The sequence below is a fragment of the Mesorhizobium huakuii genome (genome assembly GCF_030160235.1).
In the GTDB taxonomy this organism is placed as follows: Bacteria; Pseudomonadota; Alphaproteobacteria; order Rhizobiales; family Rhizobiaceae; genus Mesorhizobium; species Mesorhizobium huakuii.
In genome coordinates, this window is the sequence record NZ_BSNY01000018.1 from 204,941 (window position 1) to 219,594 (window position 14,654).

The 14,654-nt window shown below is 64.5% G+C and carries 6 protein-coding genes; 5 read left to right on the forward strand and 1 reads right to left on the reverse strand.

Features of this window, described 5'->3' with window-relative positions; translation table 11 throughout:
• Window positions 1–4 precede the first annotated feature (4 nt).
• The 4 genes from QQK95_RS09655 to QQK95_RS09670 all read left to right on the forward strand — a co-directional run bounded on the left by QQK95_RS09655 (window position 5) and on the right by QQK95_RS09670 (window position 12,551).
• Entirely contained in the window at window positions 5–583 is a 579-nt protein-coding gene (locus tag QQK95_RS09655) for a HutD/Ves family protein (RefSeq protein WP_284271464.1), read from the forward strand.
• Window positions 584–872: 289 nt separating this feature from the next.
• On the forward strand, window positions 873–9,470 hold the full coding sequence (locus QQK95_RS09660) for a GH36-type glycosyl hydrolase domain-containing protein (RefSeq protein ID WP_284271465.1): 8,598 nt from the start codon (window positions 873–875) through the stop codon (window positions 9,468–9,470).
• Between the two features lie 370 nt (window positions 9,471–9,840).
• Entirely contained in the window at window positions 9,841–11,613 is a 1,773-nt protein-coding gene (locus QQK95_RS09665) for a glucan ABC transporter ATP-binding protein/ permease (RefSeq protein WP_284271466.1), read from the forward strand.
• A 173-nt stretch (window positions 11,614–11,786) separates the two neighbouring features.
• The gene (locus QQK95_RS09670; protein WP_284271467.1) at window positions 11,787–12,551 is read left to right on the forward strand and encodes a heme ABC transporter permease; all 765 of its coding nucleotides are present in this window, start codon (window positions 11,787–11,789) and stop codon (window positions 12,549–12,551) included.
• Between the two features lie 24 nt (window positions 12,552–12,575).
• Here the strand turns inward: QQK95_RS09670 and QQK95_RS09675 are convergent, their stop codons facing one another.
• Window positions 12,576–13,634 carry a D-TA family PLP-dependent enzyme gene (locus tag QQK95_RS09675; protein ID WP_284271468.1) on the reverse strand — a complete coding sequence of 353 codons (1,059 nt, stop codon included), beginning with the start codon at window positions 13,632–13,634 and terminating at the stop codon, window positions 12,576–12,578.
• A 186-nt stretch (window positions 13,635–13,820) separates the two neighbouring features.
• Here QQK95_RS09675 and QQK95_RS09680 point away from each other — a divergent pair, with 186 nt between their 5' ends.
• Entirely contained in the window at window positions 13,821–14,507 is a 687-nt protein-coding gene (locus QQK95_RS09680) for a D-lyxose/D-mannose family sugar isomerase (protein WP_284271469.1), read from the forward strand.
• Window positions 14,508–14,654 lie beyond the last annotated feature (147 nt).

Here is a 14,654-nt window from a genome sequence, read left to right on the forward strand (position 1 = left end):
GATCATGCGCATTCTTCGTGCCGCCGACTACCGCGTCATGCCGTGGAAGAACGGCGGCGGCACGACGACCGAGATCGCCGTCTCGCCCGACGGTGCCGGCCTCGACGGTTTCGACTGGCGCGTGTCGATGGCCCGCGTCGAGGGCAGCGGGCCGTTTTCCAGCTTTGCCGGTATCGACCGCACGCTGTCGGTGCTGGAAGGCGAGGGGATCGTGCTCGATATCGCCGGCCGGCCGGCCGCGCGGCTGACACCGGCTTCCCAGCCCTTTTTCTTTCCGGCCGACCTGCCGACCAGTGCCGCGCTGATCGCCGGCCCGATCACCGACCTCAATGTCATGACGCGCCGCGGCCGCACGCTGCATTCGGTCGAGCGTCTGGCGATTTCACGGCCTGTAGACATCGCGACCCGGGCCGGTTCGACCCTCATCCTTTGCCACAAGGGCGAAGCTTTCTTCCCAGAGGCTGGGTCAATTCGCCTCGGGCCGCTCGACACGCTGCTGCTCGGGCCGGATGCTCCCGCCCTGCGGGTCGAGCCGGCGCGGGATACGGCGCTGTTCGTGGTGCGGATAACCGCCGCCGCCTGACGCTTTCGCGTCAACGGTTACCGCCTGTTTCCAAACATGATCGCAATGCCGGCGAAATATAGCGTAAGCTCTTGCCGGCATCACGAAAAAGCCCGAATCCTCTCCGCCGATCTAACCCGACGGGAGCGAGGGGCGCTCGTCTTTGAGTTTGGTCGGAAGATGACGCTCTGTCGTGGTGCGGAAACAAACTTTCGGGCATAGGGGTTGATGCAACCAATTGCATTTGAACCGGTTTTAGGGCCATTGCCGTGGCGGTGACGCCGCTGAGTGCCCGCTTACGGAATTTTCAATGAATATTCAGACGAATCCTGCCCAGATCGAGAAGACAAGCGCGAGCTTTCCGGCCATCACGGAAGAGCCGATAAGGTCGACATTCCTGCCGGAGGAGCGCCTGCGGCTGCTCGGCGAAAGCCTTGCCAAAGGTGATCTCGCCGACCTGTTCGGCCTGATCCCGTTCGATTTCCAGGCCCGCATCCGCGACAGCGCCAAGAAGATCCTCGAAGTCTACCGTTCGACCAATGCGGCGCAGGCCAAGGGTGAAACCATCACCCCGGCCGCGCAATGGCTGCTCGACAACAATTATCTGGTCGAGGAGACCATTTTCCAGGTCAAGCGCGACCTGCCGCGCCGCTTTTATCGTCAGCTGCCGACCCTGAAACTGCCCGATGGCGGCACCGTGCCGCGCGCGCTGGCGCTAGCCTGGACCTATGTGGCGCATTCGGACAGTTCCGTCTCGGCGACCATGTTCAAGTCCATCGTCCAGGGCTTTCAGTCGGTCGAACCGCTGAAGATCGGTGAACTCTGGGCGCTGCCATCGCTTCTGCGCTTCGTGCTGATCGAAAATCTTCGCCGGCTGGCCGTCAGGGTCAATCGCACGCGCCAGATGCGCCAGATCGCCAACGATGTGGCCGACAAGGTACTGGCGACCGACGAGAGCGCCGACCGCCAGGCGATCCTCGCCAATTTCAGCGCCCATGCGCAGGACACCACCTTTGCCACGCAGCTTCTCTACCGCTTGCGCGATGGCTCGCAGAATGCCGGCAAGGCCCTGAAATGGCTGGAAGGCGAGCTCGAAAAGACCGGCTCCGATGCCGAGGAGATCATCATCTCCGAGCACCACACGCTGTCCAGCGGCAATGTGACGACCGGCAACATCATCCGCGGCCTGCGCCTCATCAATGACGTCGACTGGACGGTGTGGTTCGAAGGCGTCAGCCGCATCGACACCGTGCTGCGCGAGCGCACCGATTTTGCCGCGCTCGACTTCTTCTCGCGCGACCAATACCGCACCGCGATCGAGGAACTGGCGCGCCGCTCGAACCTGTCGGAATACCGCGTCGCCGAAAAGGCAATCGAACTGGCGGGCCCGGCCATTGGTGAGCACGCCGCCAGCGAACACGCATCGGCCGGCGATGGCGATGGTTCCGCTCCTGCTCCGTCCGTGCATACCGATGTCGGCTTCTTCCTGGTCGGTCCGCGCCGTCTGGAGCTGGAAAAGGCGATCGACTATCGGCCCACCATCAGCCAGACGGTCAAGCGGACCTTCACCAAGACCGGATGGTTGGGCATTGTCCTGCCGGTCTTCGCGCTGACGGCGCTGCTTCTTGTCCTCACCGGCAATGCGTTGGCCAATCTCGGCCTGTCGGTGACTTCGATCGTCCTGATGCTGGCGCTGTTTGCCGTGCCGGCGAGCGAAGGCGCGCTGGCCTTCTTCAACACCGTTGTCTCGCTCTTCCTCAAGCCGACGCGCCTGATCGGTTACGATTACAGGCACGGTGTGCCGCCAGAGGCGCGCACGCTGGTGGTTGTGCCTTCGCTCATCGGCTCGCGCGACGATGTCGAGGAAAACATCCGGAACCTCGAAGTGCATTACCTTGCCAATCTGGTGGACGAGATTCATTTCGCGCTGCTGTCGGACTGGCCCGACAGCAAGATCGAGATCGATGCGGCCGACACCGAGATTCTCGAATATGCCCGGGCCGAGATCGCCCGTCTCAACGCCCGCTACCCCAGCGAAGGCGCGCCGCGTTTTTACATCCTGCACCGCCGCCGCCTCTTCAACGCCGCGCAAGGGGCCTGGATGGGCTGGGAGCGCAAACGCGGCAAGCTGCACGAGCTTGATCTTCTGCTGCGCGGCGACAGCGACACCACGTTCCTGCCGCTCGATGTGCCGCTGCCGGAAAAAGTCGTCCACGTGATGACGCTCGACGCCGACACGCGCACCACGCGCGATGCGGTGGCAAGCCTCGTCGGCAAGCTCTGCCATCCGCTCAACCGCCCGCATTTCGACGCCGCCAGGCGCGTCGTTACCGCCGGCTACACGATCCTGCAGCCGCGCATCACCGCTTCGCTGACATCAGGCGACGAGGCCTCGTTCTTCCAGCGTGTGTTCTCGGCCAATCGCGGCCTCGACCCCTATGTCTTCGCCGTCTCCGACCTCTATCAGGATGTCTTCAGCGACGGGTCTTTCACCGGCAAGGGCCTCTATCACGTCGATGCCTTCGAAGCCGCCCTGCAAGGCCGCATCGAGGAAAACACCGTCCTCAGCCACGATCTGCTCGAAGGCGCGCTGGCGCGCGCGGCACTTGTCACCGACGTCGAACTGGTCGAGGACTATCCGACCCGCTACTCGGTCGACGCCTCGCGCCACCATCGCTGGGCACGCGGTGACTGGCAGCTGCTGGGCTTTATCCTCGACCCGCGCTCCGGCGTTCCGGCCCTGTCGCGCTGGAAGATGGTCGACAATCTGCGCCGCTCGCTGACGCCGATCTTCTGGGTGATGGCTGCGATCGCCGGCTGGACCTTGCTGCCCTTCACGCAGGCGGCGCAATGGCAGGCCTTGCTGATCCTCAGCCTGTTCATGGCGCCGACCTTCGACGTCGTCAACGCCATCCTGCCCAAGAGCGGCGACCAGACGCCGCGCGGCCATTTCTCGGCGCTGGCGCGCGACGTCGCCTTCGGCACCGCCATGGTGGCGCTGAAGATCGTGCTGATGGCGCACAACGCCTGGATGATGGGCGACGCCATCGTGCGCACGCTCTACCGCTTGTTCGTCAGCCGCCAGAATCTTCTGGAATGGCGCACTGCTTCCCAGGCGCACAAGGCCGGCGACAACGATGTCGGCTCCTATTACGGCATGATGTACGGCGCCGTGATCATCGGCTTCGTCGGCCTGGCCATTCCGGTGCTGGCCGATTCCACCGGCGCCTTCGTCGCCTTCTTCTTCGCCCTGTTCTGGATCGGCTCGCCGGCGATCGCCAGCTGGATCAGCCGCTCGGCCGAAACCGAGGACCGGCTGCGCATATCACAGGCCGATATCCACACGCTGCGCACTATTGCGCGGCGCACCTGGCACTATTTCGAAAGCTTTGTCACGGCGGAGCATCACAATCTGCCGCCGGACAATTTCCAGGAAAGCCCGGCACCGGTCGTGGCGCCGCGCACGTCGCCGACCAATGTCGGCGTCTATCTCCTGTCGGTGGTCTCGGCGCGCGATTTCGGCTGGATCAGCCTGTCGGATGCCATCACCCGCATCGACGCCACTATGACGACCATAGAGAGTATGCCGCGCCACCGCGGCCATCTCTTCAACTGGTACGACACCACGACGTTGAAGCCGCTCTACCCGCTCTATATTTCGGCTGTCGACAGCGGCAATCTCGCCGGCCACCTGGTGGCGGTGGCTGCGGCCTGCGCCGAATGGGCGGAAGCGCCTTCCGTTCACCTCCAGGGTGATTTCGAAGGCATTCTCGACACGGTGACCATCCTGAGCGAAAGCCTTGACGAGTTGCCGGACGACCGCCGTCAACTCAGGCCTCTGCGCCAGCGTCTCGTCGACCGCCTGGACGGCATGCGGCGCGCCGTCGAGACGATCAAGGCGCAGCCGGAAATGGCCTCGATCCGCACCATCAACCTCGCCGTGCTGGCGGGCGAGATCCGCAAGCTGGCGACCGCCATCCACACCGAGGCGGCCTCGGCCCCGAGCGACGTCATCGTCGACTGGGCGGCGCGGCTGGAAGCCACTTGCGAGGCGCATGTCCACGATGCCCACAGCGACGACAACGCCGTCGAAGCGCTGCGCGCCAAGCTCCTGACCTTGCGCGAGCGCACCCGTCGTTTCGCCTTCGAGATGGAATTCGCCTTCCTGATGCGGCCGGAACGCAAGCTGCTGTCGATCGGCTACCGGGTCGAGGAGCACCAGCTCGACGAAAGCTGCTACGACCTTCTCGCCTCCGAGGCGCGTCTGACCAGCCTGTTCGCCATCGCCAAGGGCGACCTGCCGACCGAGCACTGGTTCCGGCTCGGCCGCCCGATCGTCGAGATCGGCTTCCAGGGCGCGCTGATGTCCTGGTCGGGCTCGATGTTCGAATATCTGATGCCGCCGCTGGTGATGAAGGAGGCGCAGGGCTCGATCCTGAACCAGACCAGCAAGCTGATCATCAAGCGCCAGATCCAGTACGGCCGCCAGAAAAACGTGCCCTGGGGCATTTCGGAAGCGGCCTACAACGCCCGCGACCGCGAACTGACCTACCAGTACACCAATTTCGGCGTGCCCGGGCTTGGGCTGAAGCGCGGTCTTGGCCAGAACACGGTGATCGCGCCATACGCCACCATATTGGCGGCGCAGTTCAACCCGCGCGAAGCCGTGCAAAATCTGGCGCGTCTGCGCGACATCGGTGCGCTTGGCCCGCATGGCTTCTACGATGCGGTCGATTTCACGCCGCAGCGCGTGCCTGAGGGCACCAACCACGCGGTCGTGCTGAATTACTATGCGCACCATTCAGGCATGTCGATCGCGGCGGTCGCCGACGCGATCTTCGAGGGTCGCCTGCGCGACCGTTTCCACAGCGACCCGGTCATTGAATCGGCTGAACTCCTGCTGCAGGAAAGGGCGCCGCGCGACATCCCGACCGCGACCGTCAGGACCGAGGCGGACGAGCGCGCCAAGGACGAGACCGAAACCGAGAGCCCCGACACCCGCATCGTGCTCGATCCCTTGCGGGCGCTGCGTTCGACCAATGTGATGTCGAACGGCCGTTATTCGGTGATGGTGACGGCAACCGGCTCCGGCTACAGCCGCTGGGGCGATCTTGCCGTTACGCGCTGGCAGCCGGACCCGGTCGAGGACCGTCTGGGTTCCTACATCTTCCTGCGTGACGTCAGCACTGGAGACTGGTGGTCGGCAACGGCGGAGCCAAAGCGCGCGGCCGAGGAGAAGGTGCAGACCCTGTTCTCCGACGACAAGGCGAGCTTCGTCAAATTGGTCGGCACGTTGCGCTCCGAGGTCGAATGCATCGTCATTTCCGAAGGCAATGGCGAAGGCCGTCGCATCACGCTCTACAATGAAAGCACGTCCGATCGTTTCATCGAGGTGACGTCCTTTGCCGAGCTGGTGCTGGGTTCGGAGGCCTCCGACAACGCGCATCCGGCCTTCTCGAAGATGTTCGTGGAGACCGAGATCGCCGCCAACAACGGAGCGATCTTCGCCACGCGCCGCAAGCGTGAAACCAGCGAGCCCGATATCACCCTGGCGCATTTCGTCACCGATCCATCCGGACCGGCGCGCGACGCCGAGGCCGAGACCGACAGGCGCGCCTTTATCGGCCGTGGCCGCTCGATCGTCGATGCCGCCGCTTTCGATCCGGGCGCCAGGCTCGGCGGTCATTCGGGCTTCACGCTCGATCCCATCGCCTCGCTGCGCCGCCAGGTGCGCGTGCCCGCCAACAAGAAGGTATCGCTGACCTTCTGGACCGTGGTCGGGGCCAACCGCACCGAGCTGGAGGAGGCGATAAACCGCCTCGACCATCAGGAGAGCTTTGCCCGCCAGGCCATGCTTGCCTGGACGCGCAGCCAGGTTCAGACCCGCCATATGAGCCTCAGCCTGACCGACGCCGCCAATGTGCAGAAACTGGCGCGCTACCTGATCTACCCCGACGCGTTCCTGCGCCTGCCGGCCGAATCCATCGCTTCGGGCCTCGGCAAGCAGTCGAGCCTGTGGCCGACCAGCATTTCGGGCGATTTCCCGATCTTCCTGGTCAGGATCGGCGACGTCGCCGATCTGGAAATCGTGGCGCAGGCGCTGCGCTTCCAGGAATATATGCGCACCCGCGGCATGATGATCGACTTCGTTGTCGTCAACGAGCAGGCCTCGTCCTATGTCCAGGACCTGCAGCGCGCGGTCGAGACGCTGTGTGAAAACAGCCGTCTGCGCGGCAAGGAACTCGGCCCCCGCCAGCACATTTTCGCGGTGCGCCGCGACTTGATGGAAGAGACCACCTACAAGACGCTGCTCGCCGTCGCCCGGGTGGTGCTGCATACGCGCAACGGCACCATCTTCGATCAGATCGAGCGGGCCGAGGCGGCTGCCTTGCAGGCGCGCGATGGACTGCCGGCGTCCGGCTTGCCGGCTCCGCGCGAAATCCCGGCGCCGACTGCGCACGCATTCGCCTCGCAAAACGTGGCGGATGTCAGCGCCGATGGCTCGGGCCTCAGCCAATGGAACGGCTTTGGCGGTTTCGACGGCGACGGGCGGCACTATGTGGTGCGCCTGGCTGGCCGGCGCACCACGCCGCAACCCTGGATCAATGTCGTCGCGAACGCCTCGTTCGGCTTCCACACCTCCGCCGAGGGGGCTGCCTTCACCTGGAGCCGCAACAGCCGCGACTACCAGTTGACGCCGTGGTCGAATGACCCGGTCTCGAACCGCCCGGGCGAGGGCATCTACATCTACGATCAGACCAGCGGCAGGGCGTTCTCGCCGATCGCCGCGGTGGTGCGCGATCCTTCGATGACCTACGAGGCCTGGCACGGCCAGGGCTTCTCCACCTTCCGCTCGAGGCGCGGGCCGCTGTCGATGGACCTGACCCATGTGGTCGACCCCGTCGATCCGGTGAAGATCACGCGGTTGCGCATCCAGAATTCAGGCTCGGTGCCGGCGCGGCTGCGCGTCTACGCCTATGCCGAATGGGTGCTGGGCGGACACCGGTCGCGCACGGCCGCTACCATCGTCCCCTCCCGCGACGGGGCGACTGGCGCGTTGCTGGCGCAAAACCCCTATGGGCTCGACTTCAGCGAGCGGGTGGCTTTCCTCGCCGCCGATGCCGCTGTCCATTCGGTGACGACGGATCGTTCGGAGTTCCTCGGCCGGCACGGATCCAGCGAGCTGCCGCAGGCGGTGCTGACCGGTGCGGCCCTCTCGGGCCGTGTCGAAGCCGGCGACGATCCCTGCGCGGCGATCGCCCGCGACGTCGAGATCCCGGCCGGCGGCGACGTCACGCTGCTCTGGCTGCTCGGCGATGCCGAAACCCCCGCGCAGGCGAGCGCGCTGGTGCAAGCGCACCGAGGCAAGGATTTCGACCTGCGCCTGGCCGACAATGAGCGCGAGTGGCGCGGCTTCCTCGACACCATCCAGGTCGAGACGCCGGACAAGGCGCTCGATGCCATGGTCAATCACTGGCTGCCCTATCAGAGCCTTGCCTGCCGCATCCGCGCCCGCTCGGCTTTCTATCAGGCAAGCGGCGCTTTCGGCTTCCGCGACCAGTTGCAGGACACGCTGGCGCTGCTGGCGCATGATCCGACACTGGCGCGTGACCAGATCCTCAACGCCGCGCGTCGGCAGTTCCCGGAGGGCGACGTGCAGCATTGGTGGCTGCCGCGCACCGGGGCTGGCGTGCGCACCATGATCTCCGACGACGTGGTTTGGCTGGCCCACGCGACGGCTCGCTATCTCAGTGTGACCGGCGACGCCGCCATCCTCAAGGAGCAACTGCCCTTCATCGATGGGCAGGCGCTCGGCGAGGGCGAGCATGACGCCTTCTTCACTCCCGAAGTCTCGAAGAAGACCGTGTCGCTCTACGACCATTGCGCGCGAGCGCTCGACCTTGCCATCAAGCGCAGCAGTCCGGCCGGCCTGCCGCTGATCCTTGGTGGCGACTGGAACGACGGCATGAACCGTGTCGGCGAGCACGGCAAGGGCGAGAGCGTGTGGCTCGGCTGGTTCCTGCTGAAGACGCTTGGCGACTTCGCCACCGTCGCCAAGAGCGAAGGCGACAGCAAGCGCGCGCAGGCCTGGGCAAAGCATGCCGAGGCGCTGAAGCGGGCGCTTGAGAGCACGGCATGGGACGGCGAGTGGTACCGGCGCGGCAGTTTCGACGACGGCACGCCTTTGGGGTCGCGCACCTCCGAAGAGTGCAGGATCGACTCCATCGCCCAGTCCTGGAGCGTGCTTTCAGGCGAGGGCGACCCGGCACGATCGACGACGGCGATGCAGCAGGCGACCAGCCTGCTCGTCGACGACAAGCTCAAGATCGTCAAACTGTTCACGCCACCCTTCTCGAAGACGCAAAAGGACCCCGGCTACATCAAGAGCTATCCGCCGGGCGTGCGCGAGAATGGCGGCCAGTACACGCACGCGGCGACGTGGTTCGTCATCGCGCTGGCCGAGATGGGGCAGACCGACGAAGCCTATCGCTGCTTCTCGATGCTGAACCCGGTCAACCACGCATCCGACGAGGCCTCGGCCGAGCAGTACCGCGTCGAACCGTACGTCGTGGCCGCCGATATCTATGCCGGAGACGACAAGGGCGGGCGCGGCGGCTGGACCTGGTACACCGGCTCGGCGGGCTGGCTCTACCGGGCTGCGGTGGAAGGCATCCTCGGCATCGAACGGCGCGGCAAGCAGATCACGTTCCGGCCGAAATTGCCCAGCCATTGGGATGGCTACCAGGCTTCGCTCAAGATGCTGGGCGCCGAAATCAAGGTTCATGTCGTTCGCGACAAAAAAACCAAGACGATCTCGCTTGAAGTCGATGGTTCGAAAACAAAGTCCGCTTCCTTCGAACCCAAGGCTGGCACCCAGACCGAAGTCGTGGTCAAGATACCGGCGTAAAATCAATATCTTAGTTCAACAGGTCGCGCGTCCTTCGGGACGCGCGATGCCGCCAATGTTTACTTGCCCGCGATCGCTGACGGCATCTGCCTGGCGTCGCCTGGCCAGTCATGCGAGCCTGCTGTGATTAAAAATGTGGCACTGGTCATCCGCTGCCATGATTTTGCCGCAAGGCTGACATTTCACCTTTTATCTCAAACCGTTAGGTGATCACGTCAGATTTCGCATCGTCGTCATCTTTTGTTCGCTAAATCGGAACGGAAGCGATAGACGGGCATTGTTTTGCGACGCGTCAACCGTTACGTGTCAAGCAATGGTGCAGTGCACAATACGGCATTGAGCACAGTAGAGAATTGGCGGAGTAGCTGAAGTGTCACTTCTGCAGATCTATTGGAGAGCGCTGGGCTATCTGGCCGCCGACAAGAGGCGCGTCGCGCTGATTTGTGGCGCCAATGTCGCGCTCGCCGCCATCGCCATCCTGGAACCGATCATGTTCGGCCGGGTGATCGATGCCATTTCCGAGCATGGCTCGGTATTCTCCACGCTCGCCGTGTGGGCTGGTTTGGGCGCCTTCAACGTCATCGCTTTCGTCCTGGTGGCGCGCGGCGCCGATCGCTTTGCTCACGCCCGGCGCAGCGAAGTGCTGTGCCAGTCCTTCGAGCGCGTCATAACCATGCCGCTCGCTTGGCATCATCAGCGCGGCACGTCCAACGCCCTGCACACTTTGCTGCGTGCCGTCGAGACGCTGTTCAGCCTGTGGCTCGAATTCATGCGCCAGCATCTGTCCACGGCTGTCGCGCTCGTCCTGCTCGTGCCGACCGCACTCAGCATGGATGTGCGTATGTCGATGGTGCTGCTCGCGCTTGGCGTGCTCTATGTCGGCATCGGCCGTCTGGTGATGAAGCGCACCAAGGCGGGCCAGGCAGCCGTCGAGCGCCACTACCACAAGGTGTTCGCCCATGTGACGGACTCCGTGAGCAACGTCGCCGTTCTCCAGAGCTACAACCGCCTTGGCCATGAGGCCGAGACTCTGCGTCAATACGTCAAGAACCTGCTCGACGCGCAGAACCCGGTGCTCGACTGGTGGGCCATCGCCAATGCGCTCAATCGCCTGTCGTCTACCATCTCGATGATGGTGGTGCTTCTGATCGGCGCCTATCTGGTGACCCACGGCCAGTTGCGCGTTGGCGATGTCATCGCCTTCACCGGCTTCGCCACGCTGCTGATCTCGCGGCTCGACCAGATGTCGGCTTTCGCCAACCAGATTTCGGAGGCTCGCGCCAAGCTCGAGGAGTTCTACAAGCTCGAGGACTCGGCCGCCGATGCCGCCGAGCCGGATGGCCTGCGCGACCTCACCAATGTCACCGGCCATGTCCGCTTCGAGGATGTCGGCTTCGAATTCGCCAATTCGGGGCAGGGCGTCAGCGACGTGTCCTTCGAGGTGCAGGCCGGCCAGACCGTCGCCATCGTCGGACCGACGGGTGCCGGCAAGACCACGCTTATCAATTTGCTGCAGCGCGTCTTCTCGCCATCTACGGGCCGCATCCTGATCGACGGCATCGATACCCGGACCGTGACCCGCAAGTCGCTGCGCCATTCGATCGCCACCGTGTTCCAGGATGCCGGGCTGCTCAACCGCTCGATCGAGGACAATATCCGCGTCGGTCGTGCCGATGCGAGCAATGACGAGATCCATGCCGCGGCCATCGCAGCTGCCGCGCAGGACTTCATCCTGGCCAAGAGCAGCGGTTACGACACGGTGGTTGGCGAACGTGGCGGCCAGCTCTCGGGCGGCGAGCGCCAGCGTATCGCCATCGCTCGCGCTGTGCTCAAGGACGCCCCGATCCTGGTGCTCGACGAGGCGACCAGCGCGCTCGACGTCGAGACCGAGGACCGGGTCAAGGAAGCGATCGACGAATTGCGTCGCGACCGCACAACCTTCATCATCGCCCACCGCCTGACCACCGTTCGCGACGCCGATCTGGTCGTGTTCATGGACAAGGGCAGGGTGGTCGAGATGGGCGGCTTCGCCGAACTGTCGCTGCGCAACGGCCGCTTCGCCAGCCTGCTGCGTGCCGGCGGCCTGCTCAACGACGAGGAAGTCCGCCGCCTCAGCCGCTCCGTGCAGGGCGAGGCCGCGTAAATATCATCCTTACCTCCCCCTTGTGGGGAGGTCGGACCGAAGGTCCGGGTGGGGGCAGCGCCGCCCCCCACTCCGCTGCTTCGCAGCGACCCTCCCCGCAAGGGGATGGTAACCAAGCCTGCGACACCGCCCCTCGATTGCCCCGATCGCGCCGACGGTTTATGTAAAGCCGCATGAGCGACACGACTTCACGCCTGAGCGGCTGGATGGACCTCGCCAACCCAACGCGCTTCGTTGGGCTGGCCGACAAGATCGTGCCATGGCTGGCGGCGATCGCCGCGCTCGTCCTCGCCGTCGGCCTCTATATGAGCTTCGCCGCGCCTGAGGACTTCCAGCAAGGCATCACCGTGCGCATCATGTACATCCATGTGCCTTTCGCCTGGCTCGCCATGATGTGTTACTCGCTGATGGCGGTCTCGGCCCTTGGCACGCTGGTCTGGCGGCACCCTCTGGCCGATGTCGCGCTGAAATCGGCCGCGCCCATAGGCGCCGTCTTCACCGCGCTGGCGCTGATCACCGGTTCGATCTGGGGCAAGCCGATGTGGGGCACCTGGTGGGTGTGGGACGCGCGCCTGACCTCGGTCTTCGTGTTGTTCCTGATGTATCTCGGCATCATCGCGCTGACCCGTGCGCTCGACGATGCCAGCCGCGCCGCCTGGGCCGCCGCCATCATCACGCTGGTCGGCTTCATCAACATACCGATCATCAAATTCTCGGTCGATTGGTGGAACACGCTGCATCAGCCGGCCTCGGTGTTCCGGCTGGACGGCCCGACCATCGACCCCAGCCTGCTCTGGCCGCTGCTGGTCATGGCTGTCGGCTTCACGGCGCTGTTCTTCGCGCTGCACCTGATGGCGATGCGCACCGAAATTCGCCGTCGCCGGGTGATCGCCATGCGGCGGGTAGCGGCTCGGCAGGCGGAGCGGCAACCGGTCTGATCCATCTGTTGCCGGCCGTAGCGCTCAGGCCATCAGTCCGCGCGCTGCCACCGGCAGCGTTTCGAGCACGGTCTCGCCGTCGATCAGGTTGACCGAGTTGAACAGATTGGTGACGACGCAGCAATGGTCGGGCACCACGCGCACGCGCTCGCCGATGCGCAGCTTCGCGTTACCGGAAAGCGTGACAGTGCCATGTTCTTCGCTGAGCCCGGTGACCCTTGCGTCGGAAGCGCCGAGCAGTTCGCCGAAATCCTTTAGCCCGAGCGTGTCGCTCGACAGCGCCTTGCTGCCGGCGTCGAGGATGGCGCGTGTTGGTGTCGGGTGGCTGACCACCGTCGACAGCACCGTCAGCGCGCAATCGTTCAATGTGCCGACGCCTTTGGCGACCTGATAGCGGTCGAGATAGATGTAGGTGCCTGGCCGATATTCTGTGACGACCGAGGCATCGCTGGAGCGCCACATATCCGGCGTGCCGCCGCTGGAGATGCGCTCGCAGGCGAGACCCGAAGCGGCCAGCGCCTGCTTGGCATTGGCGAGCCAGGCTTCGGCCTCGGTCGCGCGGCCGGCGGCCGGGTAGGTCATCAGCCCGCCGAAAGCGAGGCTACCGGCCTTGTCGATCAGCCTTGCCAGCGCCAGAGCTTCATCAGCCGTCTGCACGCCGCAGCGGCCCATGCCAGTGTCGCATTCGACCAGCACCTGGAGAGGATGGCCGGCATCGGTGAAAGTGGCCGCGAGCCCTTCCAGCGTGTCGGTGCTGTCCGCTGTCACCGACAGGGTCACACGGCCGTGCAGCGCCTTCAATCGTTCCAGCTTGGCGCGGCCGAGAATGTTGTAGGGCAGGAAAATATCGGACAGCCCGGCATCGGCCATCACCTCGGCCTCGCCGATCTTCTGGCAGGTTATGCCAACGGCACCCGCCGCGACCTGCTTCTTTGCCCAATAGGGCAATTTATGCGTCTTGATGTGCGGCCTGAGCTTCAGCCCGTTCCTGTCGGCATGGGCCTGTGCGCGGGCAATGTTGGCTTCGGCGCGCGCGGCGTCGATCAGGATCGACGGCGTATCAAGGTCATGGACGGTCGGCATCTTCTATCCCTGTGAGAATTCGCAGGGTTTATGAGCCTGAAAGCGCGTGATGTCACGCGGCCAGCGGACCGGATCGGTGGGCCATCGGCGCGTGGCGCAAGGCACGGGAACGGCGAGATGGATCGACACCGCGGCGGCGTTCGGCTATGCGATTTGTCGAAAAAATTGATACGAAGGGTCACGATCATGAAACGCTCCGCCATCAACGACATCATCCGCGAAGCCGACGCTTTCATCCGCTCGTTCGGCTACATCATGCCGCCCTTCGCCTATTGGTCGCCCGAGGAGATGAAGGCGCGCCAGGTTGATTCATCCGCGATTTTCACCTCGCGGCTCGGCTGGGACATCACCGACTATGGCCAGGAAAAATTCGACGAGCTCGGCCTCTTCCTGTTCACCGTGCGCAACGGCCGCTACGAGGACATGAAGAAGGGCATGGGCATGCTCTATGCCGAGAAGATCATGATCTCGCGCAAGGACCAGCTGTCGCCGATGCACCGTCACAACATCAAGGCTGAGGACATCATCAACCGGGGTGGCGGCAAGCTGGTGCTGGAACTGTTCATGCACGACCGCGACGGCGGCATCGACCCCAGGGCCGAAGTGTCGGTCCCGGTCGATGGAACCATCCACAGGCTGCCGGCGGGCGGCCTGCTGAAGCTCGACCCTGGCCAGAGCGTCACGCTGCTGCCCGGCGTCTGGCATGCCTTCTGGGCCGAGGGCAAGGACGTGCTGATCGGCGAGGTGTCGACCGTCAACGACGATCTCACCGACAATGTCTTCCGCGAGCCGATCGGCCGCTTCTCAAACATCGACGAGGATGTCGCCCCGGTGCACCTGCTGGTGGCCGACTATGAGAAATGGCTGGGGTGAGGCAGCGTAAATTCGGCTTGGGCAGGCGCTACCTAGCGTGTTTATCCGCCTTGCGGTTGCCGAGCAGCAGCTTGCGCTCGAGATGCGCCTGCGGATTCCGACGTGAAGCCGGCCGCCATTCCGATCAAACACCGGCCACCATTCCGG